The sequence below is a fragment of the Desulfosarcina cetonica JCM 12296 genome, assembly GCF_001311845.1.
Lineage (GTDB): Bacteria > Desulfobacterota > Desulfobacteria > Desulfobacterales > Desulfosarcinaceae > Desulfosarcina > Desulfosarcina cetonica.
In genome coordinates this window covers 1-23,284 of the sequence record NZ_BBCC01000060.1, presented here as the reverse complement: position 1 = coordinate 23,284, position 23,284 = coordinate 1, and the positions used below count along the sequence as shown (strand labels likewise).

General features: G+C 57.6%; 23 protein-coding genes and 3 pseudogenes. 17 read left to right on the top strand and 9 right to left on the bottom strand.

From position 1 onward, the window contains the following. Window positions 1–151: 151 nt before the first annotated feature. The 12 genes and pseudogenes from JCM12296_RS14885 (at window position 152) to JCM12296_RS41935 (ending at window position 12,318) form a co-directional block, all read left to right on the top strand. On the top strand, window positions 152–340 hold the full coding sequence (locus JCM12296_RS14885) for a hypothetical protein (RefSeq protein ID WP_054694529.1): 189 nt from the start codon (window positions 152–154) through the stop codon (window positions 338–340). Between the two features lie 131 nt (window positions 341–471). Beyond that, window positions 472–2,769 (top strand): exodeoxyribonuclease V subunit gamma, encoded by a 2,298-nt coding sequence (locus JCM12296_RS14880; RefSeq protein WP_054694526.1) that lies wholly within the window; start codon window positions 472–474, stop codon window positions 2,767–2,769. Continuing rightward, on the top strand, window positions 2,766–4,064 hold the full coding sequence (locus JCM12296_RS14875) for a hypothetical protein (RefSeq protein ID WP_054694523.1): 1,299 nt from the start codon (window positions 2,766–2,768) through the stop codon (window positions 4,062–4,064). The genes JCM12296_RS14880 and JCM12296_RS14875 overlap by 4 nt, the downstream gene beginning before the upstream one ends. A gap of 166 nt (window positions 4,065–4,230) precedes the next feature. Then, window positions 4,231–4,557: pseudogene (locus JCM12296_RS14870) on the top strand (UvrD-helicase domain-containing protein); the annotation flags it as partial. Beyond that, the gene (locus JCM12296_RS14865; RefSeq protein WP_157067631.1) at window positions 4,539–7,796 is read left to right on the top strand and encodes a UvrD-helicase domain-containing protein; all 3,258 of its coding nucleotides are present in this window, start codon (window positions 4,539–4,541) and stop codon (window positions 7,794–7,796) included. The pseudogene JCM12296_RS14870 and the gene JCM12296_RS14865, both read left to right, overlap by 19 nt. 8 nt (window positions 7,797–7,804) lie before the next feature. Further along, window positions 7,805–9,727, top strand: coding sequence for an exodeoxyribonuclease V subunit alpha (recD, locus tag JCM12296_RS14860; RefSeq protein ID WP_172683910.1), 1,923 nt, complete (start codon window positions 7,805–7,807; stop codon window positions 9,725–9,727). Between the two features lie 98 nt (window positions 9,728–9,825). Next, the gene (locus JCM12296_RS14855; protein WP_054694559.1) at window positions 9,826–10,110 is read left to right on the top strand and encodes an HU family DNA-binding protein; all 285 of its coding nucleotides are present in this window, start codon (window positions 9,826–9,828) and stop codon (window positions 10,108–10,110) included. Further along, window positions 10,100–10,546 carry a cereblon family protein gene (locus JCM12296_RS14850; RefSeq protein ID WP_054694511.1) on the top strand — a complete coding sequence of 149 codons (447 nt, stop codon included), beginning with the start codon at window positions 10,100–10,102 and terminating at the stop codon, window positions 10,544–10,546. Before JCM12296_RS14855 ends, JCM12296_RS14850 begins: the two co-directional genes overlap by 11 nt. A 158-nt stretch (window positions 10,547–10,704) precedes the next feature. Further along, window positions 10,705–10,890: a hypothetical protein gene (locus JCM12296_RS14845; protein ID WP_054694508.1), complete on the top strand. Its 186-nt coding sequence runs from the start codon at window positions 10,705–10,707 to the stop codon at window positions 10,888–10,890. 99 nt (window positions 10,891–10,989) lie between these two features. Then, window positions 10,990–11,343, top strand: coding sequence for a hypothetical protein (locus JCM12296_RS41945; RefSeq protein WP_218188108.1), 354 nt, complete (start codon window positions 10,990–10,992; stop codon window positions 11,341–11,343). After that, entirely contained in the window at window positions 11,328–11,567 is a 240-nt protein-coding gene (locus JCM12296_RS41940) for a DEAD/DEAH box helicase family protein (protein WP_083456164.1), read from the top strand. Before JCM12296_RS41945 ends, JCM12296_RS41940 begins: the two co-directional genes overlap by 16 nt. Then, a complete protein-coding gene (locus tag JCM12296_RS41935; RefSeq protein ID WP_054694502.1) occupies window positions 11,503–12,318 on the top strand; it encodes a DEAD/DEAH box helicase in 816 nt (271 codons plus the stop codon). The genes JCM12296_RS41940 and JCM12296_RS41935 overlap by 65 nt, the downstream gene beginning before the upstream one ends. A 406-nt stretch (window positions 12,319–12,724) precedes the next feature. Here the strand turns inward: JCM12296_RS41935 and JCM12296_RS14830 are convergent, their stop codons facing one another. From JCM12296_RS14830 to JCM12296_RS51390, 5 genes and pseudogenes are all read right to left on the bottom strand, one after another. Beyond that, window positions 12,725–13,150 carry a peptidylprolyl isomerase gene (locus tag JCM12296_RS14830; protein WP_281492023.1) on the bottom strand — a complete coding sequence of 142 codons (426 nt, stop codon included), beginning with the start codon at window positions 13,148–13,150 and terminating at the stop codon, window positions 12,725–12,727. Then, window positions 13,131–13,316 (bottom strand): hypothetical protein, encoded by a 186-nt coding sequence (locus JCM12296_RS51400; protein WP_281492022.1) that lies wholly within the window; start codon window positions 13,314–13,316, stop codon window positions 13,131–13,133. Before JCM12296_RS51400 ends, JCM12296_RS14830 begins: the two co-directional genes overlap by 20 nt. A 108-nt stretch (window positions 13,317–13,424) precedes the next feature. Continuing rightward, window positions 13,425–14,363, bottom strand: coding sequence for a radical SAM protein (locus tag JCM12296_RS14825; RefSeq protein ID WP_054694499.1), 939 nt, complete (start codon window positions 14,361–14,363; stop codon window positions 13,425–13,427). Between the two features lie 24 nt (window positions 14,364–14,387). Then, window positions 14,388–15,163 (bottom strand): annotated as a pseudogene (locus JCM12296_RS51395) (potassium channel family protein). A gap of 24 nt (window positions 15,164–15,187) precedes the next feature. Continuing rightward, window positions 15,188–15,310: pseudogene (locus JCM12296_RS51390) on the bottom strand (ion channel); the annotation flags it as partial. 57 nt (window positions 15,311–15,367) lie between these two features. Between JCM12296_RS51390 and JCM12296_RS38360 the strand changes: the two are divergent. Genes JCM12296_RS38360 through JCM12296_RS14810 form a run of 3 tightly spaced genes read left to right on the top strand, consistent with a single transcriptional unit; the run spans window position 15,368 to window position 17,540 of the window. After that, the gene (locus JCM12296_RS38360; protein WP_157067630.1) at window positions 15,368–15,541 is read left to right on the top strand and encodes a hypothetical protein; all 174 of its coding nucleotides are present in this window, start codon (window positions 15,368–15,370) and stop codon (window positions 15,539–15,541) included. 35 nt (window positions 15,542–15,576) lie between these two features. Further along, window positions 15,577–16,473 carry an ABC transporter ATP-binding protein gene (locus tag JCM12296_RS14815; RefSeq protein ID WP_246804335.1) on the top strand — a complete coding sequence of 299 codons (897 nt, stop codon included), beginning with the start codon at window positions 15,577–15,579 and terminating at the stop codon, window positions 16,471–16,473. An 11-nt stretch (window positions 16,474–16,484) separates the two neighbouring features. Continuing rightward, window positions 16,485–17,540 carry an ABC transporter permease gene (locus tag JCM12296_RS14810; RefSeq protein WP_054694496.1) on the top strand — a complete coding sequence of 352 codons (1,056 nt, stop codon included), beginning with the start codon at window positions 16,485–16,487 and terminating at the stop codon, window positions 17,538–17,540. A 6-nt stretch (window positions 17,541–17,546) separates the two neighbouring features. Here the strand turns inward: JCM12296_RS14810 and JCM12296_RS14805 are convergent, their stop codons facing one another. Together JCM12296_RS14805 and JCM12296_RS14800 are read right to left on the bottom strand one after the other, a co-directional pair. Continuing rightward, on the bottom strand, window positions 17,547–18,920 hold the full coding sequence (locus JCM12296_RS14805; RefSeq protein ID WP_054694493.1) for a PFL family protein: 1,374 nt from the start codon (window positions 18,918–18,920) through the stop codon (window positions 17,547–17,549). Between the two features lie 46 nt (window positions 18,921–18,966). Next, a complete protein-coding gene (locus tag JCM12296_RS14800) occupies window positions 18,967–19,494 on the bottom strand; it encodes a glycine cleavage system transcriptional repressor (RefSeq protein WP_246804333.1) in 528 nt (175 codons plus the stop codon). A gap of 240 nt (window positions 19,495–19,734) precedes the next feature. On the opposite strand from JCM12296_RS14800, the gene JCM12296_RS14795 reads away from it, so the two are divergent. After that, window positions 19,735–20,571: a hypothetical protein gene (locus JCM12296_RS14795; RefSeq protein ID WP_054694491.1), complete on the top strand. Its 837-nt coding sequence runs from the start codon at window positions 19,735–19,737 to the stop codon at window positions 20,569–20,571. Between the two features lie 61 nt (window positions 20,572–20,632). After that, the gene (locus JCM12296_RS14790; RefSeq protein WP_054694488.1) at window positions 20,633–21,940 is read left to right on the top strand and encodes a CBS domain-containing protein; all 1,308 of its coding nucleotides are present in this window, start codon (window positions 20,633–20,635) and stop codon (window positions 21,938–21,940) included. Here JCM12296_RS14790 and JCM12296_RS14785 read toward each other — a convergent pair. Together JCM12296_RS14785 and JCM12296_RS14780 are read right to left on the bottom strand one after the other, a co-directional pair. Continuing rightward, the gene (locus JCM12296_RS14785) at window positions 21,919–22,698 is read right to left on the bottom strand and encodes a hypothetical protein (protein WP_054694485.1); all 780 of its coding nucleotides are present in this window, start codon (window positions 22,696–22,698) and stop codon (window positions 21,919–21,921) included. The genes JCM12296_RS14790 and JCM12296_RS14785 overlap by 22 nt on opposite strands. Window positions 22,699–22,749: 51 nt before the next feature. Further along, complete coding sequence (locus JCM12296_RS14780) at window positions 22,750–23,124, bottom strand: DsrE family protein (protein ID WP_054694483.1); 375 nt, start codon at window positions 23,122–23,124, stop codon at window positions 22,750–22,752. Window positions 23,125–23,284: the final 160 nt, after the last annotated feature.

The window sequence follows — 23,284 nt, the reverse complement described above, 5'->3', positions numbered from 1 at the left end:
AAACAAAGACAAAACGAGCAGCTTGAAACTGGCAAGACATTGGCACGATTCGTGCTCATCTTGGAAACGGAAACAAGAATTGTCCTGCCACTTGTTGCTTGACCGACGGTGGGTCTGTTCAGATTGGATTTTTAGCCGGAGGTATGTGAGAATGAGACCCTTTAAAATCAACATGCAAAATGGAACATTGGAGGTCGTGGCCAAAATAACCGACAGTCTGGTTCAGGATTATGGGTGCCGCGTTAAATATGACAAAGAGAACGGGGCAATTGACCTTGTGGGCGAGGAATACTGCCGGGATGTCGTGAACGAGGTGCTGACCGACATCTTGAAGTTTTAGCCGGATACCAATCCTGGCCATTTGCCGTGCAACGGTATCCGGATAGTGATCCCGCCCGGGTGCAGGCAGCGTGATTCTGCATTGCCTACCCGGTTCCCCCTCTTGCCAGACGGACCTCCCACCAAAATTTTATGGGCATACAGCTTTATTTCAGCAACCAACTGCTATCGTTGGCGGAGCGGCTTCAGGAAAACCTGATTCCGCCCGATGGCATGACGGCCATTCTGCGACCGCCGATGGTGATCGTGCCCAACATGAACCTTGCCAAATGGCTGAAATTGACCCTATCGCGAAATGCCACCATTTGCATGAATCTGAATCTCCAGTACCTGGAGGCGGGGTTGTGGCAGATCCTGCAAACGCTGGACCCCCAATCGGCGTCTGCCCCCCTGCAGGTCGATGCCGAACGTTTAACCATCATCCTGTTTTTTATTTTGATGAATGCGAAATCGGATGCGCACACACCGGCGTTTGTGCAGCGCTATCTGGCTGGCGTTGAAGGTGAAACAGCCGGCGATACGGAGCTGCGCGCCTGGCAATTGGCCGAAACCCTGTCCCGACTGTATCAGGAATATGAGTATCATCGAGACGATATGATACAACGTTGGTTGCTTGGCGACGGGGTGGATGCCGATCCCATGGAAGATGGACAATGTTGGATCTATCGTAAAACGGTTGCGCTGAGAAAAGCGCTGGCTAACCTTACCGGGCAATCCCTGTTCACCCTCGCCGAATATGCCAACCACCTGTTCGGAACCAAGGGAACGCCCTTGCGTTCGCTGCTCACGGCCAGCGAGCGGGTTCATCTTTTCGGCTTGTCCCAGGTTTCCCCCCTGCATGTCCAGGTGTTGGGACGATTGGGCGCCTATTATGACATTCACATCTACAGCTTGAATCCATCGCGGGAATATTGGGAGGATATCCGGACGCCGGCTGAAGAAAAATGGATTCAGCGCCGGTCGGTGGTGGCCTTGAAGCCCCACGACGAGGAATGGGCGGCGGGCGAGCTTTTCAACCAGCCGGCGCATCCCCTGTTGTCGGCCTGGGGAAAACCCGGCCGGGAAAATATCCGTCTGCTCTGCCAATTGACCGATTACGATTTTTTTGCTTCCTTCGAAGACCCGGATTCAGCGGAATCGGTGTTGGCGGCGATCCGGCGTGGGATCCTGACCCTGGATCCGGCACCACTTGACCGACAGCAGGACCGATCCCTGCAAATTACCGCCTGTCCGGGAATTCGTCGGGAAGTGGAGAGCGTTTACCACAGCATTCTTTACAACCTGGAAGCCGATGATACGCTCTGTATGACGGACATTGCCGTGCTGGTTTCCGATATGACGCGATACAAGCCGGTGGTGGATTCCGTTTTCAACCGACAGCCGTCGCAGATCAGCTACAGCCTCGTGGATGCCCGGGCCTCCAGCGATAGTGTCTTGGCCCAGGCGATCCTCTCCTTGATGACGCTTGCTCAGGGTCCTTTTTCCCGGCAGGCGGTTTTCGATTTGTTGCGCAACCCCTGTGTCATGCAACAATGGGATTATGGACCGGAAGCACTGACCATCTGGATCGAATGGGCCGACGCGCTGGGAGTCTATCATGATTTCGCCAAGCCAGACGATTCGGTCAACGACGGTCCCGAGGTCGGCCGGTATACCTGGCGGCAGGGAATGGAACGGATGCGCCTGGCGCGCATCATGACCGCCCCGGTGGATGCCGCTGAAGGCAGTGCGCCTCATTTTCAGGGGCTGGTTCCTTTTGCCAACATCCATACGGGAGATGAGCGCCTGTTGGAAAAGTTCTGCCGCCTGATCGTCCAGCTCTGGGAATCGGTAGCCGCCCTTCAAATACCTGAAGCGACCGTCCAGGCTTGGCGGGACACCTTTTTCAGCGTTCTCGATACATTGGTCGCCTTCAACGATGACATGCGCGGTGAGGAAACGGTCTACCAATCGCTGATGGATGCCTTCGATCGTTTGGAACAATACGATATTTTGAATCAAGTCTCAGGCGGCCGAAAAATGACGCCGGCAGCCTTGTGGGCCTTTGTGCGCCGGCATTTTGACGGCGTCTTTGGTGGTCGGGGGGACTATTTGACCGGTGGCGTGACGGTGTCGGCGCTGATGCCCATGCGGCCGATCCCGTTCAAAGTGGTTTATGTGCTGGGATTGGAAGAGGGGCGCTTTCCCGGGCGGGCATCGGATACCCTGCTGGACCTGAGACATCGGAAGCGCCGTATCGGCGATGTCAGCCTGACCGAGCGCAACCGTTACCTGTTTTTGGAAATCCTGCTTTCCGTGCAGTCCAAGCTGTATCTCAGCTACATCTGCCGGGATCTTCAAAAGGACCGCGACCTTTCGCCATGCTCGGTTCTGCTTCAACTGCAGCGCTATATGGAGCAGCATATTTTAGGCGGTCAGCGTTCCAGATGACCCGTCTTCCCCTGCGCGAGGATAGCGTCGACTATCTGTCGCCTGCAGCAACCAACACGTGGTCGGATATCATGGCCCGGACCGGTGATGCCCAACGATTGAGTTGCCTGCGCCGGCATGGCGGATGGTCCGCCTTCTTGGACGGCGCGACGCCCGAGGAGCGGTCGCGGGCGTCACGGTATGCTCCCGATTTTGCCATTGCCGGTCATTCCCAGGAACGTGCCGAAGCAGAGATGCTGCCCATTCCCATCGCCTTGTTGCGTGGTTTTCTTCTGGATCCGGTCGATGTGGTGGGCCGGTATCATTTAGGAATTGAAGATCGGGTCGACCTGACGGATCAGATCGCCGAACGGGTGGATGAGCCCCTGACGACGGAGTTCCCGCTGGACTACCGGCTGCGCAGCCTGCCGCTGCAGTACTGGCTGGCAAGCCAATTCCAAACGCCGGTGGCAGCGCCCTCCATGAAGGCACTGGAGCAACGTTTCGATGCCTTGTATACGGACCTGTGGCGACGCAGCCTGACGCCGGAAGGTGCCTTTGCCCGGCAGGATCGCGATTTGCTGAAACAGCAGGTGATGGCCACGGGTGAGGTGCTCGTGCCCTATCTCAATGCCATGCGCACGGCAAGGCATTGCTTCTCGGCGGTTACCATGGGAACCGTTATGGATGATGTCTCGTTAGTTGGCGACAGCCGGCTGCATTTCCCCCCGGTTATCCTCCACCGTTCCGGGAAACCATCATCCCGGGTATCGGCCGTTCAACTCACCGGCAGTTTGCCGTGGATCTGGCAATCCGCCGATGGGACCTGGCACTGCCTGGTATTGACCGCATCCAAACGCAAATCCAGGCATCCGGATAAATATGTGCTCGGACCGCTTCTGACATTGCTGGCGATTTGTGCTGGCGGGGAGGACTGCCCCTGGACGGCGGACAACCGCATACAAATCCATGTAGTCTATCAGGCGCATGTGCTGGACCTCGACTACTGTCTGGATCGGACCAGGGCAACCGGTTACCTTACCGATCTGATGGATGCCTATTTCACGCCGTCACCCCTTTTGTGGTTACCGTTCGAGACGGTTTTCGGCACAAAAGCCCTGCGGGAACGGGTTGCCGGACCGGATGACGCCCTCGGCCGGGAGACATTCTATTGGGCCATGACCGATGCCATGCTGGCCGAAACCAACCTGATGGCGCAAATGGCCGGTGCCGTGGTTACCCCGGATATTCTGGACCACGCCCGGCGGCGGTTTGCTGTTTTTCTACCCGATGAAAGCCCGCGCGGCAAACGTTGACACGCGTATCGTTTTGCCATCGGTCGCCGGCGGCATCACGCCCCGCTTGTTCAGCGACCCGAAAGGGAAGACCCTTTGAGTCCACCTGATGTAGATCCTTTATTCCGCTTGACGACATCCAGCAGGTCGACCTGACCCGGCATGCCCTCATCGAGCGTCGGCCGGCACGGGCAAAACTTATACGATCGAGAATCTGGTGCTGCGCCTGTTGATATCCGCACCGGAGATCACCATCGAAAACATCCTTTTGGTGACCTTTACCGAAAAGGCCACCAGCGATCTGAAACTGCGTATCCGGCAGAAGATCCAACAGCATGTGGATGAAACGTCGGAGATTTCCGACGCCGAAGGCAAAAAATTGCAGGATGCCCTGGACGGATTTGACAACGCCGCCATCTTCACCATTCACGCTTTTGCCATACCCTCTTGCGGGAATTTCCCTTTGAAACCGGAAACCTCTTCGACCAGGAACTCGTGGATGACCGTCCCTTGATGGAAGCCGCCCTCAGGACCCAGATGCGTGACCAATGGCCGCAGCGTTATGGGCCGCGCCTGGAGACCCTTTTGCGCCTCTCCCGTTTTTCCGCCGCGCCGGAGGCCTTCATCCGTCAGACCATCGAGCTGGCCCAATGGCTGCTGGGGGATTCGGCGCATGAAACCCTGGTTCCCGATCCGAGTCAAATCAATCTTGACCGGATGTGGACTGACGCCCGGTCCTGTGCCATGGCCCTTAAGACCCTCTGTGCCGAACCACCGGGCTTGGTGGCCGGCTATCAACGCCTCAACATCAATGCCCGTACCAAGACGGCCCTGTTGCGCGATGTGGTGACGCCCATCGCCGAGACCCTTGAGCCCATTGTTGCCGAGACATTTCGTCTGGATGATCTTATCCCCTTGGCAACCGCTCTCAAAGCCCGCCACTCCTCCGGCGAGACCCAACTGGCGCGTCTGGTGCCGCAGAAGTGGCTCAAGGCCGGTGAGAATCTTGCCGTTTGTCCGCATCTGGAAGCGATTCAAAAAGGGCTGGAACGTCTGCTGAACATTGTCGAAACCCTTTCGTATGTGCTCATGCTGGATGCCGTGGTTCAATTACGCCTTGACCTCCGGCGGATCAAGGCCCGAAACGGCTGGATCAGCTATCAGGACATGCTCACCCGGGTTGCCGAATTCATGCAAGACCCCGGGGCCGAAAACGGCATTCAGGCGATCCGCGAGCGTTACCGGGTGGCCTTTGTGGATGAGTTCCAGGACACGGACGTTCTGCAGTGGCGGATTTTCCGAACCCTTTTTCTCGATGGCGCCGCGGCGGGCGGCGACAACCGCCTTTTTCTGATTGGTGATCCCAAACAGGCCATTTACGGTTTTCGGGGCGCGGACGTGTTTACCTATCTGGCCGCTCGGCAGGAGATGATCCGTTTGTGCGCCCAAGACAAGGCCCGTCTGTATGCCCTGACCACCAATTACCGCAGTCTGCCGGAGATGGTGGCGGCCCACAATCACCTCTTCGCGGCCACGACCTGGTTCGGCGGCGAAAGTCAAGCGACGCCTTTTACCATCGGTTATACCCCCGTCGGCTCGCCGCCTTCCGACCAGCTGCCCCTGCGGGTGATTCGGGATCGGTCCGGCCGTCCGCCGCTCAATATCGTCGATTTGTCGGAAGCCCGCAGCCATGGGGATGCCAAACGACTGCTGGCCGGTTTTATCTGTCAGGAAATCCGGCACTTGGTGGGGCAGGGGGACATCCGTTTGGCGCCCCGTAGCGGCAACGAACACGACCTTCATTTCGGCGATATCGCCATTCTCGTGCGCAGCCAGACCGAGTTCGGCCAGATCGAACCCCTGCTGACCGAATGGCAAATCCCCTATGCCTACTACCGCAAGCCCGGTCTTTTTCAATCCCTCCAGGCCCACTGGCTGGCCATGCTGCTGCGGGCCGTGGCCCATCCACAGGTGACCGCCGCCGTGCGATTGGCTCTACTGACGCCTTTTTTCGACATGTCTGCGGATCTGTTGGCCACGCTGCCGGATCTGCCTCCCGAGCATCCCGGTCAGCAGCTCCTGGGCCGTTGGTATCATCTGGCACAGCAACGGCGCTGGGGACCGTTGTTCCAATCCTTCATGGAGGATTCGGGATTGATTTTGCGGCACTGCACTGATCCCGGCTGGGACCGCATGGAAACCAACTTCCAGCAGCTCTTCGACTACCTGGAGCTGTCGGCGTATTCGAAAAACCTGGACGTCAGCGGCATGGTGACGCTCCTGGATCGTCTACGTCAAGACACCGGACAGCGGCCCGGAGATGCGGATATCCATCAGATCGAGGATGAGGAGAGCCGCGTTCAGGTCCTGACCATGCACGTGAGCAAGGGCCTGGAATTTCCCGTGGTGTTCATTGCCGGTGGCTTGACCGAGCGCGGCGAAGGCCCGGTGAAAGTCTATCATCAAATCGATTCAGAAGCACCGCGAGTCAGTTTCCGCAAGGTGATCGACCTGACCGGGAAAACCGGCGGCGAGGCCGCCGGAAAGGAATATCAGGATGAAAATAAAAGATTGTATTATGTAGCACTTACACGTTCACAGGTAAAGCTTTACATCCCATTTTATCCCAGCCGGGGAAATCACCATTGGATCGGCCCCGTCTGTCGATTCGTTGCGCCCAGCATCGAAGCGGTCATGGGGGCGGCTGCGGCGGGTGGGACCGGGAAAGGCTGGCATGCGGCCATCAGGCAAACCGGATCGCCACCGGCGCCGGAGCAATCGGTAGCGCGGGCAGAAGGTATTTCGCTGCCCGCCGGACGATTTTTGCCCCAAGCGCATGATTATCGTCAGCGGAAGATCGATTTGACCTCGTTTTCCGGCATCGTTCACAAGATCGACCGTTTGCAATTGGAACGGCAGGCAACGGCGTCGGCGTTCAGCGTCACCGCTGCCGTGGCAAAGGATACCGACGAGCCGCCCCTTGATCACGCGCTGGACAGCGCCGGGCCGGACAGCACGGAGACAGATCCGCTACCCGGCGGAACGCAGATGGGATCGATGTTTCATTTCATTTTTGAAAACATCGATTTCCCGGCCGTCCACACCGGGCCAGCGGAAATTCTCGATCACCGACCCACCGCCGACCTTGTGGCCGCAGCCATGCAAAGGTATCGCATCGCCCCCCAATGGACCCAACGGATCGCCAGCGTGGTCGCCAACGTTCTCCGCGCGCCCATCGAGCTGGAGGGATCGACCTTGATATTGGGAAGCCTGCCGCCGGACCGGCGTCGTCATGAAATCGAATTCTTTTTTCCGTTGGCCCATTCCCTGCCGCCGAGTCACCGCATTCCCGGCTGTCAATGGTCGCCGGACACCGGCCAGCGGACCCTCATTCGCGGCTTTGTCGACCTGATTTTTGAATGGCAGGGCCGTTTCTATATTGCCGACTGGAAATCGAATCTTCTCACGGCCGGATACGATCGGGAGACCATGGCCCGTGAAATGATGGATGCCGGCTATACCCTGCAATACCAGCTATACAGTGTGGCCACCCTGCGATGGCTGGCCCAGCTATTGGGAGACCGCTTCGATCCCCAACGACATTTCGGCGGGGTGCTCTATTTCTTTATTCGCGGTATGCTGCCCGGCGGACAGCAGGGGGTGTTTCACATTCCCGGCCGGCAGCTTTTGCCCCTTGAAACCCTTGAAACCGCCATCCATGCTCAGATAGCGGAGAACAGCCGGTTGATATGAGCGATTCCATGCAAAATAACAATCGAGTCGCCCTGCCAGTGGCCAGGGAACCGCAATTGCTGGATGCGCTGGTCGAGCGGTTGGACCTGTTGGCCCTGGATCGCATGACCATCGTTGATCTTTTAAATTATGCGCCCCGGCGGGAGGACGCCGGTCTGACCGTGATCCTGGCCCTGATGTTCGCGGCCCTGGCCGACGGCAGCCTCTGCCTGGAACTTCTGCCAACGGCATTGGAAGCCCGTCTTCACCGATCCGGCCTGCCCGCCCTGGATGGCCTGTTGGGCGAATTCATCGCCGGACTGGCCAACGACGATTATCACGATCTGATCGACCGCAGCGGTGGGGACGCGTTTTTGCCGTTGATCGCGGACACGCTCAATGGCCGCCAGTTGCTCTATTTTCAAAAGTTTTATTTCCACGAGCGCCGGCTCAAACGTTGCCTGGAGCGGTTTGCATCCCTCAAGGCGCAGAACAAAACATCTCCCGTAGCGATGACGGCGATCATTGACCGGCTTTACAGCCATGCGGCGGTGATCCGCAAAGGCATTGGCGGCGCCCCCATCGCCCGGGATCCGTTTCAGGAGGAAGCCATTCGCGCCGCCCTGGAGGCCCCCCTGCTGGTGGTCTCCGGCGGCCCGGGTACCGGCAAGACCTCGCTTCTGGTCAACATCCTGCGCGCGTTGGTGCGCTGTGGCGTCGATCCCAACCGTATCTTGTTGGCGGCGCCCACCGGCAGGGCCGCCCAGCGAATGACCGAAGCCTTGACAAACAGCCTGGCGACCATTGCCGATCCCCAACCCGATGACCTGGCCCTGAGCCAACTGCGCGGCGCGACGCTTCACAAACTCCTGGCATACAGCCATCGCAGCGGTGGTTTTTTGCATGACGCGCGCACACCGATTCAGGCCGATGTGATCGCCGTTGATGAGGTTTCCATGGTGGATGTGGTCATGATGGATCGATTCTTCCAGGCGGTCGATCCCCGGCGAACCCGGGTGATTCTGCTCGGCGACAAGGATCAGCTACCATCTGTGGAAGCGGGCGCCGTGCTGGCCGACATGCGACCGGCGGCGGCCGGCGACCACACCAACCATTACGTGGAATTGCAAAATGTCTACCGCTCCGAGGGACGCCTGCTCGAACTCTCCCGGACGATCAATGCCGGCCGGTGGAAGGCGGTCCAACCGCTTCCCTTTGGCGATGCATTGGGACTGCCTGCGGGGCAGTGGGCCTTTGTTGCCGCAACGGACGGTTCAACCCTTGATGCCGACCTGAACCAATGGACCGTCCACCAATACGATTCGCCCATCACGGAAGACGGGCAGAGCTATATCGACCTTGTCAACCGGTTGACACTGCCAAGGCCGGCTTCCACGCCGGTGGCGCAGCCGCATGCATGGCTTGATCAACTGTTTCGATTGGCTTCTCGGAGTCGAATCCTTACCGTGGTGCGACAGGGACGTTTCGGCGTCGGGCGGATCAATACCCTGATCGCCCAGACGCTGCGCAGCAGGCTCGATCCGGCTGCATCCGGCGACGGTCGCCTGTTCAATGGCGCCCTGATCATGATCACCCGCAACGATTACCAGCGGCAGTTGTTCAACGGCGACGTGGGCGTGGTGCTGATGCGCGCCGAAGGCGGATACACGGTCTATTTTAAGCGGCCACCGGGCGTGGTGGCGTTCCCCGCCGCGTCGTTACCCGAGTGGGAACTGGCGTTTGCCATGACGGTCCACAAGAGCCAGGGATCCGAGTTTGACGATACCTGGCTGATTCTGCCCGAGGATCCCGCCCATCGGTTGCTGACGCGCGAGCTGGTTTACACGGCAACCACGCGTGCGGCGAAGCGCTTGATCCTTTACGGATCGGTTGAGGTCCTTAAGGCGGCCTTGCAGCGCAAAATCGAGCGTGTGTCCGGCCTGACGGCCTGATGCGCCGTAAAAACAATTCAGGATGCATGGCGCCCGTTGACAAGTCGCTGATTTGCTTTTACGATTCTTGCATCACAAACAACATCAGGGGGGATGCCATGAACAAAGGGGATCTGATCGAGGCGCTGAAAAGAAAAAACGGGTTTACCCGCGAAAAGGCGGAGCAGATCATCGATCTTTTTTTTGGAGAAATGACCAATGCCCTGGTCAAGGGAGACCGGGTGGAAATCCGGGGCTTTGGAAGTATTTTCGTCAAGAATTATGGTTCCTATAAGGGGCGTAATCCCAAGACGGGCGAGTCGGTGCTGGTCAAATCCAAACGGCTGCCGTTTTTCAGGTGTGGCAAGGCGTTGAAGGAACGGGTCGACCGTTTTGAGGAATGATCCGGCATCCAGCTTTATTCCCGGCCAGAGCCGCTTTCTGCTGCGTCCCGACCCCACGCCAAAACACCGTTCCGGCAAAGCCCCCCTGGCGAATGAAGACGATGCGCCTGGCGTGGATCCCGAAAAAACAGTGCTATGCCGACAGTGTCGGCAGGTGGTTACGCTGCCATCCGAAAAACGGGTTGTCAGCGGGGCGCACATTCACACATTTGCCAATCCTACCGGTATCCTTTTTGAGATCGCGTGCTACCGCAAGGCCGAGGGATGCGGCTACCTCGGGCCGGCCTCGGCCGAATTCACCTGGTTCCCCGGTCATGTATGGCGGATCGCGGTCTGCCGCAACTGCCTGATCCATTTGGGGTGGCGTTTCGGCGCCAGTGACGGCCATTTTTTCCATGGCCTGATCACCAGCCGGATTATCTTGCCTCAGGCGTGATGCCGATATCGGGCGTTTTACGAATCCGTCAATTTATGGTTTTGACAGGTTCGCGCCGCTTTCCTATAATACGTCGCCAATCTGACCGCCCTGCAACGTTTTTACCTGCTGAAAGCGTCGGGTTCAATTCCAACGTCAAAGGAGCGCCTGGTTAACGTATGATGTCGATTCTCAAAGCCATTCCGGTTCTCATTGCCGCTGCTTTACTCGGAAACTGGTTTCTTGCCGAAGTGCGTAAAGCCAAAACCGGTGGAAAGCCCTGGTATGCCCCCTATCTCACGGTTCCGGGGATTCTGATTGTCATCGTGATTCTGATTCCCCTCTTTCTTCACTATTTCCACTAACCCATTGTGTCCGTTTTGTCTGCCGACGCCAACGTAACCAGGCCGCTCCGGATCACCATCGATCGAACCATCCGAATCCACTGCGCCGGAACCGATCTGTTGGAAGCACTCACGAAACGCTTCCAGATGATCAACCCCAAATGGCTTGAAAATGAGCGCATGGGGCGGTGGAATCGGGATACTTCGAAAAACCTGAAGTTTTATCGTCGGTTCGGAAAAAACGGGATTGTCATCCCCCGTGGATATGCCCGTCAGCTGATGCTGCAATTGAAACGCGACCGGCTGGCCTATGAGTTGGAGGATCGCCGTCGCACGCAACCCGCGGTCGATTTCACTTTCTCCGCCACGTTGAAAGCCTTTCAGCGTGAGGCGGTCGATGTCATGCGCAAAAAGATTTCGGCACCCTCAGCGCACCGACCGGCAGCGGCAAAACCGTCATGGGGCTCTGGCTGATCGCCGAGCGCCGGCAGCCGACCGTGGTGGTCGTCCACACCAAGGATCTGGCCTTCCAATGGATCGCGCGGATCGAACAGTTCCTCGGCATTCCTGCCGATGAGGTGGGCTTGATCGGGGCGGGTAAAAACGCGTCGGCGACCGGATCAGCGTTGCCTGGTGCAAACCCTGTATCGATGCGCCGACGAAATCGCACCGCGCATCGGCCATCTGGTTGTGGATGAATGCCACCGCACCCCCAGCCGCACCTTTACCGAGGCGGTGACCGTTTTTGACTGCCGTTATATGCTGGGCTTGTCCGCTACCCCCTGGCGGCGTGACAAGCTGTCCAGATTGATTTTCTGGCACCTGGGCGACCTGCGCCATGAAGTCGACAAGGTCCGCCTGGAGGAAGCCGGTCATATTCTCAAGGCCGATGTGGTGATCCGTCCCACCACCTTCGAACCCTATTTCGACCCGGTGAACGAATACGCCCGCATGCTGTCCGAACTGACGGCCGATGACACGCGTAACCGCCTGATTGCCGCCGATGTGGCCCAGGAGGCCGAACATGGGAAAGGGGTCTGCCTGGTGCTTTCCGACCGAAAGAAACATTGCGAGACGCTGCAGGGACTATTGCGTTTCAAATTTGATGTGAAGGCGGATCTTCTCATCGGCGATATGAACAATGAAGCCCGTCGTTTGGTTTTGGAGCGACTTGAGAATGGCCAGGTCAAGGTATTGATTGCCACCGGCCAACTGATTGGGGAAGGGTTCGATTGCCCGGATCTTTCAACCCTTTTCATGGCCACCCCCATTCGGTTCAGTGGCCGGGTGATGCAATACCTGGGGCGTATCCTGCGCCCGGCCCGGGGAAAAGCGCGGGCCAAGGTTTACGATTATGTGGACGAACGCGTTGCGCCGCTGGTGGCTGCCGCCAGAGCCAGACAACGGGTCTATGGCCATGCGCCCGAAGATCTTTTCACTCTATTATAGGGTATTTTTTATGGCAGCATGATGGGGAGGGAAGTAAAACAAGCGTGAGATGCGGAACCCGTCGGATTCCACAGCATTGAATGCTTTAATGTTTCCTCCACCGACCCCGATGCATAAGGAGGAAAGGTTCCGCTGACGTTCACCCGTTCCTGCCCGTTGATGGGCGCTTGATCCGACAGCGGAATGGGGAGGTGATCGTAAAACATTCCGCAATCCCACGCTTGTTTGCCAGAGAACATCACCGATCACGCTTGGCCTTTATCGGATCGGTCATTCGTCATCATCTCATTCTATTTTAAGCTAAACCCGGGCCTTGACGGTTGTCAAGACGATTTTTAGAGCGGTTTCGTCCAACGGGCTGGCGGCGACAAGGCGCGATTCCTTGCCGAGCTCGTTGGTGTCTTGATCAGGGCGAATTCGCCGGCGTGGTGAGCAGCGTCACCGCTTTTATGACCACCGGGGTGACGGGCACATCGCGCATTCCCGCACGCGCCGTGGTGGGGACATTTTCAATGGCCTTGACTACGTTCATGCCGCTGACGACCTTGCCGAAAACGCAATAGCCCCATCCCTGCTGCGTCTTTCCCCGATGGTCGAGAAAGTCGTTGTCCTTGACATTGATGAAAAACTGGGCATTGGCCGAATGAGGGTCGGCCGTTCTCGCCATGGCGATGCTGCCGATCCGGTTGGAAAGGCCGTTGTCCGCCTCGTTGACGATGGGTGGCCGGGTGGGCTTGCGGCGCTGCATCTTCTCATCGTATCCACCGCCCTGGACCATGAATCCGGCAATCACGCGATGAAAAATCGTGCCATTATAAAACCCCGCATTCACATAGGCCAGAAAATTGTCTACGGTTTTGGGGGCCGCCGCCGTTCAGCTCGACCACGATATCCCCCATGCTGGTGGACAGCTGAACCCGGGGGAGTGGATCGGCCGCCTGCGATAGGCTTGCCGAGAAGAGAATTGCAGCAGCCAGGATGAGCACCCATTTCTTCATGTTAACCTCCAGCACAAGATTGTCCGTTTAAAAAAAAGGAGAATGTATTCCGTCGGGCCGTTTCCCCACACCGATAGCAGGACTTCAACGGGATTTTCAAACCGCCGTTTACCACAATTGAAAGACCCGGCGCGCCACATCCAGCCGAGTGAGGCCGGCCGCTCGGGTCTGTTTGAGCGCTTGCTTGTATTCTGCGGTGCTGAGCGCCGCATCCAGCGGCTTCATCTGCCGGGCCGTTCCGCAAGGACGGTATTGGGCCATGACGTTGACATAGGTGTTGCGGGAGACCTGCTGCGCCAGAAAGGCCATGACCTTGGCGGTTCCCGCCAGACCGCCGGGAAGTACCAGGTGACGCACCAAAAGCCCCTGGTAGGCCAACCCGCTGGCATCGTCGATGCGAAGGTCACCGACTTGTCGGTGCATCTCCAGAATGGCGGCTTTGGCCGCCGCCGGGTAATCCGGCGCGTGACAGGTGTTATGGGCGACGTTTTCATCCCAGAACTTGAAATCGGGCATGTAGATATCGACGATGCCGTCGAGCCATTTTAATGTGGATATGCTGTCATAACCGCTGGTATTGAAAACCAACGGCAGGGCCAGCCCCCGCCCGGCGGCAATCTCAAGTGCACCCAATATCTGAGGCACCACATGGGAAGGGGTGACCAGATTGATGTTATGGCAACCAGCCCCCTGAAGTTGTAGCATGATATCGGCCAGTTGATCATCGGACACGTCGGTGCCTTCCCCCAGATGGCTGATGTCGTAGTTCTGGCAAAAATTGCACAACAGGTTGCAGTGGCTGAAAAAGATGGTGCCCGACCCGTTTTCTCCCACCAGGGGGGCCTCTTCGCCGAAGTGGGCGTTGAACGACGCGACGCGGGCCAGGCGCCCGGTGCGACAGATCCCGGATGCGTCCCGGGACCGGTCTACCTTGCAGCGGCGTGGACACAGGCTGCACTGCCGTAGGGCCGCCAGGGCTTGGTTGGCCCGCTTGGCCAGTGTGCCGCGTTTGTGCGCCGCCAGGTAGGCAGGGGGAGGTATTCCCATGGAATCCATCCTTTTTTGCTGTCGTTAACTGCGCAGCATCCGTTCCAGCGCGGTGAGGCTCTTTGCACGGCCCACCACCACCAGGGTGTCGTCGACCTCGATGCGGGTGTCCGCCGTGGGGTTGAAGATCAGGGTGTCGTCGGCTTTTTTGATGGTCAGAATGATCAGGTCTAACTTCTGGCGGATACCGGAATTCTTCAACTCGACGTTTAACAGGCGCGATGTGGATTTGACCTGAATTTCCTCCACCTGAATGTCCGTGGCATCATCGGTGAATGCCAGTTCCAGGAACCGGATGACTGTGGGGCGCAGGATCGCATGGGCCATGCGCCTGGCGCCGAGGTCGTAGGGCGAGATGACCTTGTCGGCGCCGGCCGCCTCGATGGTCCGTTTGGCCGTATTCTGGATGGCGCGAGCCACGATAAAAAGATTGGGATTGAGCTGTTTGGCGATCAGCGTCAGGAAACGTTGTCCGCATCGGTGGCCACGGCCGCGATCAGTCCCTTGGCCTGTTTGATGCCGGCCTTGAGGAGAAGATTCTCATCGGTGGCCTCGCCAACCAAATACAGCACGCCGTCTTCATCCATGGCCGGTTGCCGCTCGATCCTTTTTTCGATAAAGACCACGTTAAGGTATCGCTCGGTCAGGTAGCGGGACAGCGCCCGCCCGATACGCCCGTAGCCACAGATGATATAATGTCCCTTCAGCATGGCGATCTGTTTGTTCAATTTACGCCTCCCGAAGATGATTCGGATCCGGTCTTCGACCAGGAATTGGACAATACTGCCGCCCACATACATGAAATAGCCCACGCCCATCAAAATGAGCACACCGGTGAAGATCCGACCCGCGGAGCTGACTTGGTGAACCTCGCCATACCCGACCGTGGCCAGGGTGATCAAGGTCATATACATGGCGTCACCGAGGTTCCAGCCTTCGATCAGCATATAGCCGGCCGTTCCGACCCCGAAAAGGAGGAGGGATAAAAGGATGGAGATCGTCAGATGGGTGTTTCGTTCCAATGGCAGATCCTACCGGTCGGGGTGGATAAAACCATCGCGCGGGACAGCGGCGAAGCGCCGGCCGAATCTTCCCGCTTGATTTGCCGCTGGGTAGCGACTATAAAAAAAGGTTTCGTCGGTGTCAACCGGCAAGCAAGTGCAACTCCTCTTTATTAAAAAAGATTTTGGTGAGACAAGGGGTTTCTCAGTCAATGCATGATATGCCGCAAGCACTCATTGAAGTTATTGATATCCGCAAACAATACAAAAAACTGTGTGCCGTCGACGGTGTCAGTCTGGCCATTGCGCCGGGGACCTGTTTCGGCCTTCTGGGGCCCAATGGCGCCGGCAAGACCACCTTGATCGAAATCGTCGAGGATATCATTCCGCCTACGTCGGGGAAAATCCTCTATAAAGGCGGATCCCGGGGACCGCGATTCCGCCAGGAGGTGGGGATCATGTTTCAGCAGACGGCACTGTTCTCGTACATGACCGTCTTTGAAACGCTAAAAACCTTCGGCCGGCTGTTCGATCATCCCGAGGATCTGGACGCGTTGAGCAGCCTTTGCCATCTCGGTGAAGTGGGCACGCAGTTGAATGACAAGATTTCCGGGGGGCAAAAGCAGCGTCTGCTGCTGGCCCTGGCGCTGTTGAACCGGCCCGACCTGATTTTTCTGGACGAGCCGTCGACCGGCCTGGATCCACAGGCCCGGCGCAACATGTGGGACATCATTCGGGCGGTCAAGGCCAAGGGACGCACCATCGTACTGACGACCCACTACATGGAGGAAGCCGAGAAACTCTGCGACGATATCGCCATCATGGACCAGGGCCGGATCATCGCCCGTGGTGCGCCCCAGGCATTGATTCAGACGCACTGCCGGCGGGCCACCGTTTCGATTCCCCAAGCCGACGTGCCGCCGGGCATGGCGGATATTGCCGGTTTCATCCGCCAGCGGGGCGATCGTGTTGAAATCCGAACGGAAAATGTCAATGCCGTGGTCGGTCAACTGCTCTCCATGGGTGTGGATATGCGCGTGGTGGATGTGCGGACCCCCACCCTGGAAGATGTTTTTCTCAAACTAACCGGCAGAAGTCTGCGCGAATAATCGGGAGCCGCATGCGATTCAAACGTCTTTGGGCCATTTTTCAAACCAGGAACCTTGAATATTTCAGGGATCGCGAAGCCTTCGGCTGGAACTTTCTGTTCCCTTTCCTGATCATCATCGGTTTCGGCATCATCTTCAAGGGTGACTACCGGGCGCAGTTCAAGGTGGGCATTTTCCCGGTCCCACCGAAGGCTGCCATCGAATCGTCCTTCGAAGGGTTGCCCGAATCCTTCACGTCCTTTCAAGCGATCTCTTTTGTAGGCTTCGAATCCAAAGCGCTGGGGCTGGATAAGCTCAAACACCATAAGATCGATCTTTTGATCCAGGCGCACACCGATCCCGTGCGCTATTGGGTCACCGATGCCACGCCTTCCGGGGCCATTGTCGAACGGTTGCTCAAGGAGACCCTGTTGCCACACGACGCCGGCGCGCAACGTTTCACCAAGGCCGACATCAAAGGGCTGCAGATTCGTTATGTGGATTGGCTCTTTCCCGGCGTATTGGGAATGAACATGATGTTCAGCGCCCTTTACGGTGTCGGGTGGGTGGTGGTGCGCTATCGCAAGAACGGCGTGCTCAAAAGGCTCAAGGCAACCCCCCTGACCGCCTTTGAATACCTCACCGCCCAGCTCTTCTCGCGGATTTTTCTCTTGATGTTTACCCTGATCGTCGTCTGGGTGGGCAGCGATTTGATTCTCGATTTCAGGGTATACGGCAGCCTTTTGAATTTGTTCATCGTTTATCTGGCCGGATGCACCTGCATGACCGCCCTGGGACTGGTGATCGCCTGCCGGGGAACCAGCGAGGAGTTCGCCAACGGGGTCCTCAATCTGATCTGCTGGCCGATGATGTTTCTGTCCGAGGTGTGGTTTTCCATCGAAGGCGCGCCCGACTGGCTTAAAGCGGTCGCCAAGATTTTCCCCTTGACCCATCTCTTGACCGCGGCCCGCAAGATCATGAATGAAGGGCAGGGGCTCGTGGCCGTGATGCCGGAGGTGGGCATCCTGTGCGCCATGACCCTGGCGTTTTTGTTGATCGGCGCGGCCTTTTTCTCCTGGAATAAATGAGACGGGTTAATTCACCAGGCTGTGGATGGGAGAAGGGATCAGTCCCCCGCGACGCAAAAAACGGTTTTCACCGGCGGCATTGTTGACCGGCATGATGATCGACTCGCCCAACAGCCCACCGAAAAAGGCATGTTCGCCGGCTTTTTTCCCGGGAACCGGGATCAGGCGGGTGGCGGTGGTCTTTTTATTGATCACGCCAATGGCCATTTCGTCGGCGATGATGGCCGCCAGGGTCTCCTCGCTGGTGTCGCCGGGAATGGCCACCATGTCGAGCCCCACCGAGCAGACGCAGGTCATGGCCTCGAGTTTCTCGATGGAAAGCTGGCCGCTGGCGGCCGCCGCGGAGATGTTCAGGTCTTCACTCACCGGAATGAAGGCGCCGCTCAGTCCGCCGACTTTCGAGCTGGCAAAGGCGCCGCCTTTTTTCACCGCATCGTTCAACAGGGCCAGGGCCACGGTACTGCCCGGCACGCCGATGCTGGCCAATCCCAGGCTCTGGAAAATCTCGCCCACGCTGTCGCCCACATTGGGAGTCGGCGCCAGGGAAAGATCCACCACACCGAACTGGATCCCCAGAAGCTGGGCCACCTCCCGGCCGATCAATTCGCCGATGCGCGTCACCTTGTAGGCGGTACGTTTGATGATGTCGCTGATCTGTCCCAGGTTGAGGTCCGGGTTGGCGGCCACGGCCCGGTCGATGGCTTTTTTCACCACCCCCGGACCGCTGACGCCCACGTTGATCACGGCGTCGGCTTCGCCGATACCCAGATAGGCACCGGCCATGAAAGGGATGTCCTGGGGAATGTTGGCGAAAACGCACAATTTGGCGCAGGCCAGGCCATCACTGTCGGCGGTGAGGCGGGCGGCCTCTTTGATGATCTTGCCCATCTTCAGGACGGCATCCATGTTGATTCCGGCGCGGGTGGAGGCAACATTAACCGAGGCACAGACACGCTGCGTCTCGGTCAGGGCTTCCGGAATGGCTTCGATGAGGGCACGGTCCCCGCGGGCCATGCCTTTTTCCACGAGCGCCGAGAACCCGCCGATGAAATCGACGTGGGACGCGGTGGCGGCTTCGTTGAGCGTACTTGCCACGCTGAGCATCCCCTTGGCATCGAAAGGCGCGGCGGCCACGGCAATGGGGCTCACCGAGATGCGTTTGTTGACCACCGGGATGCCGTATTTGTCCCCGACCTCATCGCAGATCCGCACCAGGTCCCTGGCCGCGCCGGTGATTCGGGTGTAAAGATTGTCCGTGAAACGACCGATATCATCGCTGGCGCAGTCGAACAAATTCAGGCCCAGGGTGACGGTACGGACATCCAGGTTTTCATTCTTGAGCATCTCCACGACGGAGATGATTTCACTGTCGCTGAACATGGCATTCATCCTTGGGCCCTTTAGATGCGGTTGATCGCTTCAAAGATCAGCTTATGCTGAATCGATATATCCAGATTGAGTTCCGCGGCTTGTCACGCAGCGCTCGCCGCAAGGCCGCCTGATCGGTGTTACTGGGAATATCGACTTCGTAGATCATGATGTTGGCATTGGGATCGTCGCCCCCCTTGAAGACGGCCTGCAGGTTGGTGACATTGACCCGGTGAGCGGCCAAGATGCCGGTGATGGCGGCCACCAGGCCCTTGCGATCAGGACCCTTGGTGGTGACGACAAACGGTTCGCCGGGATCACGGAGGGTACCCTCATCCGTATCGACGATCCATTTCTCGTACACGTGCAGGCCCATGGACGAAAGCGCTTGGTCCAACCGCCGGTGCAGTTCGGCATCGGGCAGGTGGTCTGGAATGCTGACGATAAAGATGCCCGAGAATTCGTTTTGCAGAATGGTCTGGCTGACATTTTCGATATTGCAGTCCGTTTCGAAAAGGATTCGGGTGACGGCGGCGATAATGCCCGGCCGGTCCTTGCCCAGGACTGAAACGATCATCTTTTGCATGTAACGCTCCCACTGAATGGACAACAATTCGTGTGGTCTCCTTATGGAGCAATTGCCCTAAGGTGTCAACAGATCCCCATGCAAACCGATCGGCGGAAAAAAGATTGTGCAGCAAACTGCCGCTATGCTACCCTTTCAACGCTTGTAAAATCTCAACTTGCAAAATCTCAAAGGGTGCCGCAAAACTTCGAATGACCGTCCGAATGCGGCAGTCAAAACGGGCGGACAGGGGAACCGGTTGTGAAAACATCACGCGTGAGCAATTTGATTCAGGAACATAAAACCCTGTTTATCATTATCATCGTCGGCCTTTTCCTATTGGAACTGGAAATTTTCGCCCTGGCGGCGATGAAGTCGGGGCGCAAATCATGGTTGCAGGTCATCGATGCCAATGGCCACGTGATCCATGAGACCAGCGGCAACAATCTCAGTGAATTCAACAAATACTACTTCGAAAAAACCTTCGGTCCCTTTGAGAACTACCAGGTGCGGCTGAAAACCCGGGAGGAACCGTTTCCCTTCCGTGCCTGGTTCGTTGCCGCCATCGGGATTCCGGTGGGCGCCATGCTGCTGTTCGGTTTCGTGGTCAAGGCCTATGTGGCGATTTTTCACGGCAGCGAGATGACGGCGGATGAATCCCGGCCGGCCGGCGAGACGGGGTACGAGACGCGGCTGGAATCGATCCTCTACCGCATCAGCCGGATGAACATCTTCATTATCGGTTTTCTGATTTTCATCGGCGTGATCTCTTACTGGATCATTCCCAATATGATTACCTATATCGGTCGAACGGGAATCGAGGCGGTCATTCGTTTCAAATGGGTTTTCATCTCCCTTGGAACGGTAATCGTCGGTGTGGGGCTGTGGATCGTCTACCTGCGCTACCTGTTGGCCAAGAAGAGTATCGAGAGCCGCGCAGAGATCGAAAAACACCGCCTGTCACTGGAATACCAGGCGCAACACGGCCTGCCGCTGCAATTGGAAGCGCCACCGGAGCATCCTGGCGCATCCCAGCGTTTGGGCTGGCGTGCCAATGACGATCCGGACCCTTTGCCGCCATCCGCCGATTCCCAATGAAGGTGAAGGCCGATTGCCTTTCGGCAATCGATAAACCGACCCGTACACCCCGTGCGTGTTCATGACTCAGATCATTACCACCCATAAAAATACCGATTTCGATGCATTTGCCTCCCTGGCGGCTGCCAGCCTGATCTATCCCGAAGCGGTGGTCGCCATTCCCAAAAACGTCAACGCCAACGTGCGGGCCTTCATTTCCATCCATAAAGACATTTTCGACTACGTGGATCGCTGGAACATCGAAACCGGACGGATGCGGCGCCTGATCGTGGTGGACACCTGCGACTGGCGTCGCTTGGGGCCCATCGCCAAATTGAAAGACCAGCCGACCCTTGAAGTGCTGTTGTGGGATCACCACAGCGGTGGCGACATTCAGCCCGCCTGGCGTTGTCAGGAGCCTGTGGGCGCGACGATCACCCTTTTGGTGCGGCGTCTGAAGGAATTGCGCAAGCTGATCACGCCCATCCAGGCCACCCTTTTTCTCGCCGGACTCTATGAGGATACGGGCAACCTGAGTTTTCCCTCCAGCACCGCCGAGGACGCCTATGCCGCCGGATGGCTGCTGGATCGCAAGGCCGATCTTTCCCTGGTGAACAAGTTTTTACGGCCGGCCTATGGGGAAAAGCAGAAAGATGTGCTTTTCGCGATGCTCAAAAACGCCAACCGGATGAAGATCAACGGTTACTCGATCAGCATCAGCCAGATTCAGATCGGCGGGCATGTGAGCAACCTGGCGCTTGTGGTGCGCATGTTTCGGGATATCGTCAATGTAGATGCGGCGTTCGGCCTGTTCGTGAGCGAAGAGAAAAACGGCAAGCCCAAATGCATGGTCATCGGTCGCAGCGACAACGAGGGCCTGGATGTGGGCTCGCTGATGAAGAGCCTGGGCGGCGGCGGTCACCCCGGGGCAGGCAGCGCCATGCTGAAGGGGGTCAACCCGGAGACGGCCCAACGGATGATCATCGACCTCATCGAAGGCAACCAGCAGTCCTCGGTGCAGATCAGTGACATCATGTCGTTTCCGGTTTTCAGCGTCCCTTCGGACACCAACATGGAAACGGTGGCAAAGGTCCTGCGCCAGCGCGGTTGCACCGGTCTTTTGGTGATTGACGCAGGGGAACTGAAAGGCGTGATCTCACGGCGCGATTTCAGGAAAATCCGTAAAGAGGAACAACTCCAGGCACCGGTAAAGGCCTTCATGAGCACCAAGATCATCACCATCGAACCGGGAAAAAGCCCGATCCAGGCGGCCAAGGTCATGGTTCGTCACGATATCGGCCGGCTCCCCGTGATGGAAAACGGGGAGATTATCGGCATCGTCACGCGTTCCGATACCATGACCTATTTTTATGATCTGTTGCCGGATTGATCCCCGACCCCAGCGTCGCTATTCATCCATGGCCTGTTGAACCGATTTTGAACTACGCGAAAAAATTGTTTGTCCGCCGTCCCACCCGCCGATTCAACCTCCTCGTAGAGCAGTTTGAGACGTGCATTGGCCAGTTCGATCTTGGCGGATCGTTCTTCATCGGCCTTGTCGACGGGATAACAGGCCAAACAACGTTCCAGGTGGGTCGTCTTTTTTTCGCAGGTGACGGCAAAATCGGCCATCAGGAACATTGTCTTGGTTTCGAAACGGTCGAAATGTTCCACCGCGGAAACGAACTCCAGGGTGGGACGGATGGAAACATCGCGTCCCTCCCTGGCCAGTTGAACGTAATCGGGTAGGGCCATGGCCGGATCACCCGTATCTTCTTGCCGATCGAACGAAAGGACCATCTTTTCCAGGGAAAACAACTTTTTTTCAACCGCGATACCGGCGGTTTCCAGGCGATAATAGTCCCGTTGCAGGTAGCGGTTAGCGATCAATACAGCCTGGGATACGTGCGGACACAGATTATGGGGGCAGCCGCGTGCATAACATTTTCGGAAAGAGAAGTCGCGATTGTCGATGGTCCCGCTGTACTGACACAAAAAGATATAGGCCTTGAACGGATGGGAACGATGGTCGAAATCGACCGGCAGGATATCGAACGCCGTCTGGAAGACGACGGTCGCGCCCGCCCGATGCCGTTCGATCAGGTCGGTTACCCGTAGCGGTGGATGGGTCGGCTGGGTGCCAGTCATGGTGATGCCTCCCGGGGTTGGCGTTATAAAAGTATTATGGATCGACTCGGGCTAATAGACAAAAACGGCGTCGGCTTCGAGGGCGGCGATATTCACCTGGCCGGCGGCGGTTACGGCTGCGCCGTCGATCAGATCCTCCGGCGTGATGCCGCGTTCCTTAATGCAGGGGCCGCACACCTGGATGGTTCCGCCCAGTTCGATGAAATCCGATAGGAGTTTTTGCATCGGCGGAAAACCGCCGCTGGCCGGCACGGTCTCCGCAAAACCCTTCTTGGCAAAAACCACGGCATTGGCCTGCAAAATGATGGTGGCCTTGACATCCATGGCCAGCGCGCCGTTGGCCAGTACAAAGGGAAGGCAGGCCTTGTCCAGGTTCTCGTCGCCATGGGTGCTCAGATAGAGGATTTTTTCTTCTTTTTCCGACATGTTGATTTCCTTTCAATAAAGTGATGGATGAAAAAAAGAGTGTCAGGTCATTGCTCCGGCGATGACCGAAGAGAGATCCTCGACGGGGGTTCCCGATTTGCGCAGATTGCCCAGGCAGATGGGACACATGGCCACCAGGGGAGCGCCGGTGGCGGCCAGC

Excerpts from the sequence above, each read along its gene's own strand:
- JCM12296_RS14885 (WP_054694529.1), top strand. The coding sequence starts at position 152 with ATGAGACCCTTTAAAATCAACATGCAAAATGGAACATTGGAGGTCGTG.
- JCM12296_RS14880 (WP_054694526.1), top strand. The coding sequence starts at position 472 with ATGGGCATACAGCTTTATTTCAGCAACCAACTGCTATCGTTGGCGGAG.
- JCM12296_RS14875 (WP_054694523.1), top strand. The coding sequence starts at position 2,766 with ATGACCCGTCTTCCCCTGCGCGAGGATAGCGTCGACTATCTGTCGCCT.
- recD (WP_172683910.1), top strand. The coding sequence starts at position 7,805 with ATGCAAAATAACAATCGAGTCGCCCTGCCAGTGGCCAGGGAACCGCAA.
- JCM12296_RS14855 (WP_054694559.1), top strand. The coding sequence starts at position 9,826 with ATGAACAAAGGGGATCTGATCGAGGCGCTGAAAAGAAAAAACGGGTTT.
- JCM12296_RS14845 (WP_054694508.1), top strand. The coding sequence starts at position 10,705 with ATGATGTCGATTCTCAAAGCCATTCCGGTTCTCATTGCCGCTGCTTTA.
- JCM12296_RS41940 (WP_083456164.1), top strand. The coding sequence starts at position 11,328 with ATGGGGCTCTGGCTGATCGCCGAGCGCCGGCAGCCGACCGTGGTGGTC.
- JCM12296_RS51400 (WP_281492022.1), bottom strand. The coding sequence starts at position 13,316 with ATGAAGAAATGGGTGCTCATCCTGGCTGCTGCAATTCTCTTCTCGGCA.
- JCM12296_RS14825 (WP_054694499.1), bottom strand. The coding sequence starts at position 14,363 with ATGGGAATACCTCCCCCTGCCTACCTGGCGGCGCACAAACGCGGCACA.
- JCM12296_RS38360 (WP_157067630.1), top strand. The coding sequence starts at position 15,368 with ATGGGTGTTTCGTTCCAATGGCAGATCCTACCGGTCGGGGTGGATAAA.
- JCM12296_RS14815 (WP_246804335.1), top strand. The coding sequence starts at position 15,577 with ATGCATGATATGCCGCAAGCACTCATTGAAGTTATTGATATCCGCAAA.
- JCM12296_RS14810 (WP_054694496.1), top strand. The coding sequence starts at position 16,485 with ATGCGATTCAAACGTCTTTGGGCCATTTTTCAAACCAGGAACCTTGAA.
- JCM12296_RS14805 (WP_054694493.1), bottom strand. The coding sequence starts at position 18,920 with ATGTTCAGCGACAGTGAAATCATCTCCGTCGTGGAGATGCTCAAGAAT.
- JCM12296_RS14800 (WP_246804333.1), bottom strand. The coding sequence starts at position 19,494 with ATGCAAAAGATGATCGTTTCAGTCCTGGGCAAGGACCGGCCGGGCATT.
- JCM12296_RS14790 (WP_054694488.1), top strand. The coding sequence starts at position 20,633 with ATGACTCAGATCATTACCACCCATAAAAATACCGATTTCGATGCATTT.
- JCM12296_RS14785 (WP_054694485.1), bottom strand. The coding sequence starts at position 22,698 with ATGACTGGCACCCAGCCGACCCATCCACCGCTACGGGTAACCGACCTG.
- JCM12296_RS14780 (WP_054694483.1), bottom strand. The coding sequence starts at position 23,124 with ATGTCGGAAAAAGAAGAAAAAATCCTCTATCTGAGCACCCATGGCGAC.